Origin of the sequence: Halomonas litopenaei, from assembly GCF_003045775.1 — a bacterium.
Classification (GTDB): Bacteria; Pseudomonadota; Gammaproteobacteria; order Pseudomonadales; family Halomonadaceae; genus Halomonas; species Halomonas litopenaei.
The window spans coordinates 1-3,372 of sequence record NZ_PXNS01000027.1 but is presented as its reverse complement, the minus strand read 5'-3'; the positions used below and the strand labels follow the sequence as shown (position 1 = coordinate 3,372).

Annotated in this window: 4 protein-coding genes; 1 reads left to right on the top strand and 3 read right to left on the bottom strand. The window is 56.0% G+C overall.

From position 1 onward, the window contains the following. Positions 1 to 58: 58 nt before the first annotated feature. Genes C6W88_RS21140 through C6W88_RS21130 form a run of 3 tightly spaced genes read right to left on the bottom strand, consistent with a single transcriptional unit; the run spans position 59 to position 2,782 of the window. A complete protein-coding gene (locus C6W88_RS21140; RefSeq protein WP_004574636.1) occupies positions 59 to 1,348 on the bottom strand; it encodes an ISL3-like element ISPpu12 family transposase in 1,290 nt (429 codons plus the stop codon). Between the two features lie 21 nt (positions 1,349 to 1,369). Beyond that, positions 1,370 to 1,882 carry a signal peptidase II gene (gene lspA / locus C6W88_RS21135; RefSeq protein WP_004863699.1) on the bottom strand — a complete coding sequence of 171 codons (513 nt, stop codon included), beginning with the start codon at positions 1,880 to 1,882 and terminating at the stop codon, positions 1,370 to 1,372. Positions 1,883 to 1,885: 3 nt separating this feature from the next. Beyond that, complete coding sequence (locus C6W88_RS21130) at positions 1,886 to 2,782, bottom strand: cation efflux transmembrane domain-containing protein (RefSeq protein ID WP_004574643.1); 897 nt, start codon at positions 2,780 to 2,782, stop codon at positions 1,886 to 1,888. Positions 2,783 to 2,877: 95 nt separating this feature from the next. Between C6W88_RS21130 and cadR the strand changes: the two genes are divergently transcribed. Next, complete coding sequence (gene cadR / locus C6W88_RS21125; protein ID WP_004364961.1) at positions 2,878 to 3,285, top strand: Cd(II)/Pb(II)-responsive transcriptional regulator; 408 nt, start codon at positions 2,878 to 2,880, stop codon at positions 3,283 to 3,285. Positions 3,286 to 3,372 lie beyond the last annotated feature (87 nt).

The following is a 3,372-nucleotide window of genomic DNA, read 5'->3' as shown; positions in this document are numbered from 1 at the left end:
GGGTATACGGATTTAATGGTTGATGGGGCACCTTCACCCCATCAATCTGATACCACCCTCAGATGGTTGATAGATCGACTCCGTAGTTGAGTTCCTCTGCGAAGTCCGGCAGTCCGTAACCGATGGTTTTCTTGTAGAAAGGAGAGACCTTCGCAGTCGGTGCCTTCTTCTTGTGCTTCGTGGTGTAGAGCATTCGTGCCCGCATCACCTCGAAGGAGTAACCGCGCCCTTCACGGTTCTTGTCCTTGGCCAGTCGGTTGATGGACTCCGTGTAAGCGTTGGTGACGGGCATGTCCGTCTCGAAGTAGGTCATGGTCTCTTCGCGCCAGTTTCCCACTGCCCTGACCAGATCGCTCCAGACTTCCTTTTGGCCCTTCGGGATGGTGGCTATCCACTCGTCCAGGGCGGCTTCTGCCTGGAGCCGTGTGGTGGCGTCCCAGATGCCGTAGAAGCGCTCCTTGTGCTCGTAGGCGGCCAGCAGTTGCGGGAACGCGCCTGTCCAGGTCTCCATGATGAGGCGCTCCCGGTCTGAGACTTCGTGAGCGCGTTTCAGCAGGATTTTCCGGTCTCCCTTGAGAGTCCGGCTCTGGGACGGTTTCAGCTCCTTTCTGAGGCCCTTGCGCACTCTCTCTAGGGCATCGTTGGCCATGCGCACCACATGGAACTTATCGACCACGATACGGGCCTGGGGCAGCACAGCCTTGACCGCTGCCCGGTAGGGGTTCCACATGTCCATGCTGACGATCTCGACCTTCTGCCGGTCTTTCAGCTTCATCAGGTAGTTGGTCACCACGTCCTGGCGGCGGGTGGCCAGCAGGTCGAGCAGGGTTCGCTCCTCAATGTTGGTCAGAATGCAGCGGTAGCGCTTGTTCAGGTATAGCTCGTCAATGCCCAGGATGCGGGGCGTCTCGAAGCGGTGCCAGCGCCCCAGGAACTCGGCGCGGGCGTTGAAGATGTCGCGCACCGTCTTCTCGTCCAGGCCGGTCTGTGCCGCCACAAAGGTGTAGGGGTGGTTGAAGGATTCCTTCTCCACGTACTCATGCAGCCGCAGTGTCATACGGAATCCGTCCACCATCTCCGGTAGCTGGGGCCTGAATGTTGTCTTGCAGGCCCGGCAGGTGTATCGGCGGCGGACCACCCAGAGAGTGACCCGCTTGCCGTGGATGGGCAGATCACGATAGGGAACGTCACGCTTGCCGAACCGTACGAACTCACCCTGCACGCCGCATTCCTCGCAGGCGATGGGATCGGGCACGTCCACCTGGAAGTGCATTTCGTCGTCGGTTGATTTGCAGCCCAGTACTTGGTATTGCGGCAGGTGAAGGATGTTGTCGGGAAGTTCGGTCATGGTGTTGTATAGGCGTAGGTGTCAGTCAGATCCATCCGGCTCGGCATTGGTGTTTGCTTTTTTACCCAACAAGCTGCTGGAAACGAAAAGTAAGGCACCGAGGACAATTGCAATATCAGCCAGGTTGAAGGCCGGCCAATGCCAGTCTCGCCAATAGAAATCAAAGGAATCCACAACATAGCCGCGAAAGACCCGGTCAATCAGGTTGCCCATGGCGCCACCGAGGATAAGACTGTAAGCGATGGCTTCTCCTTTATGACGATTTTCAAGGATCAGCTTGATCAGAAAAATCGAGACCACTACCGCGATTCCGATAAAAAAGTAGCGCTGCCAGCCTCCACCATTCGCAAAAAGACTGAATGCGGCACCGGTGTTCCATAGGTGCACCCAGTTAAAGAACGGGGTCACCGAAACATACTCGCCATAGGCCATTGATTGCTGCACCAGCCACTTTACAGCCTGATCAGACGCTGCCAGCAGGCCCGATATGGACAATAGGGCATACGGCGAGAGCTTTTTGCCAATAATGAGCATTATTTAACCCTTCAACGCCAAAATGCGTCTGGCACCGTTAAGTACAATGCCCCCCGCGATGGTGCCGATAATCAGATCCGGATAATTGGAACCGGTCCACGCGACCAGGGCGCCGGCGGTGATGACCCCCAGGTTGATCACCACGTCGTTGGCCGAGAATATCCAGCTTGCCTTCATGTGCGCCCCGCCTTCCCGATGTTTGGATATGAGCAGCAGACAACTGGTATTGGCAATCAATGCGACGAATGCGATAGCCATCATCACCAGCGATTCAGGCTCACTACCGAATACAAAGCGTCTCACCACCTCTACGAGCACGCCCACAGCCAAGATCAGTTGCAGTACACCAGCAAGATGCGCGGCACGTACCTGCATTTTCACGCTATGTCCAACCGCATAAAGGGCAAGCCCGTACACCGCCGCATCGGCAAAATTGTCCAGGGATTCTCCAATCAGGCCGGTGGACTGGGCGATCAGACCGGCAGTCATTTCCACCACGAACAGAAGTGCATTGATGCCGAGCAACCAGCGCAGGGTCCCGGATTCTTGCTTAGCAGAAGCTGCCGAAAACTCGGCGGCCTTGATGGTCTCCGGATTTGCAGCGACGGTTTCCTGAAGCGAGGCGCCTAGCCCCAAGGTCTTCAGTTTCGAGGTGACGGGCTCGACCTCGCCGTCATGCACGACCTTCAGCCGGCGGTTCGACAAGTCGAAGGACAGCGCCCGAATCTCCTCAAAGCCGTTCAGGGCTAGGCGAATCATTCGTTCTTCTGATGGACAGTCCATCTTCGGCACGGCATAAACACTGACCCATCTCCCTGGCGCCTCGGAGGAGGCCTGTATATCGGTATCCGCTGCGGACGTTGCATCACCGCCACAGGCGCCACCACAGGATTTGCTCATGATACGACTCCACTTGAACAATGTTGTGGTACCATTTAAAACTATAAAGCTACTATAAGGTCAATAGAGTAAAGAATCCGTTGGGGAGGAGGCTGATGCGCATTGGTCAGTTGGCGCAGTTGGTAGGGGTCGAAACACAGACGATCCGCTTCTATGAACAGCAGGGCTTGTTGCCGCCGCCTGATCGGCAGGACAACGGTTACCGTGTCTATACCGAGAAGCATGGTGAGGGGCTGGCCTTCATCCGTCGCTGCAGAATCCTGGGCCTGTCACTGGCTGAGATTCACGAACTACAGAGCTATCAGGACGACCCTCATCAGCCTTGTACCGCCGTCAACGCCTTGCTCGATGATCACATCTCTCATGTGCGGTCGCAGATAACCGCTCTGCAAGCGCTTGAGAAACAACTCGTTTCACTGAGAGCGAGTTGCAACGATGACCGGGAAGTTGAGGCGTGTGGGGTTCTTGCTGGAATTAGCGAAGGAAACATGCACCAGCAGTAGGTGAAGCATCAACCAGATAATCCGATGAGATGCCGGTCTGTCTCACTCTCATGCAAAGGTAAGATCAACCATTTAATCCGCTTACCC

Excerpts from the sequence above, each read along its gene's own strand:
- lspA (WP_004863699.1), bottom strand. The coding sequence starts at position 1,882 with ATGCTCATTATTGGCAAAAAGCTCTCGCCGTATGCCCTATTGTCCATA.
- C6W88_RS21140 (WP_004574636.1), bottom strand. The coding sequence starts at position 1,348 with ATGACCGAACTTCCCGACAACATCCTTCACCTGCCGCAATACCAAGTA.
- cadR (WP_004364961.1), top strand. The coding sequence starts at position 2,878 with ATGCGCATTGGTCAGTTGGCGCAGTTGGTAGGGGTCGAAACACAGACG.
- C6W88_RS21130 (WP_004574643.1), bottom strand. The coding sequence starts at position 2,782 with ATGAGCAAATCCTGTGGTGGCGCCTGTGGCGGTGATGCAACGTCCGCA.